The following is an 827-nucleotide window of genomic DNA, read 5'->3' on the forward strand; positions in this document are numbered from 1 at the left end:
CGGCACCGTCGGGATGGGGGCGGCCGCTAACCGAATAAACCGACCCTGAGGGCAGCGACCACGTTTCCTGATAATTCCCGTCCTCGGCAGCCTCAAGCAGGTCATTCATCTGACTGCGCCAGCTTCGGTAGTTCTTGGGTTCGGGCATCATGTGTTGATCCCTTAGCCTATCGAAGAAACTGGACAGGCTTGGCCGGCAGCTGAGGAAGTCCGGGGGCAGGGTGGTCAGGTCAATTAGGGCCGGGTTGAACAGGGCCAGTTGTCGGTTGCGGTCGAAAATCGCCAAGCCAATTGACAGTTGGGCAAAGGTCTTGGTCATCGTCTGAACAAATTTACGCTGGGCGGTTTCGGCGTCGACAATCGCGTTGATGTCGACGGCGTAACATAAGTGCCCCTCTGGATGGTGGACTCGTGTCAGATCGAACCAAAGCTTGATTTCGCTGCCGTCCGACGAAATCGAAACCCGCGTCTTTCCACCCAGTCGGGCATCTTCTTCGGATCCGGGAAACAACGGCGCGGTCAGATCTGTATCCTGACCTCGCACTTTACGCACTAACGAAATATAGGCTGCGTTGCACCAACGAACTGTGTCGTGTTCATCCAGTAACCAGACGGGATACGGCGCGCGTTCCATTGCCAGGCGGATTGGATCGTTCGCCTCACGGTGGATGGTTGCAGGGCAGATGCTGTTTTCACGCAACTGAACCCTGACTATGCCGTCGATCCATTCGCACATGACGTCACGCTCAACGGTGCAGTCTATGGCGGGGATGATCAAATTACCCCCCTGTCGAATGCAGTCCGGAGTTTCGGGAAACGTCGGAAAG

The 827-nt window shown here is 56.3% G+C and carries 1 protein-coding gene; it reads right to left on the reverse strand.

Annotated features, from left to right (window positions below; translation table 11 throughout):
- Positions 1–778 (reverse strand): PAS-domain containing protein (locus ACR0C6_RS21590; protein ID WP_480621177.1); only part of this gene is annotated, 778 nt, incomplete at its 3' end.
- Between the last annotated feature and the right edge of the window lie 49 nt (positions 779–827).

The sequence above is a fragment of the Ruegeria sp. AL12 genome (assembly GCF_056540885.1).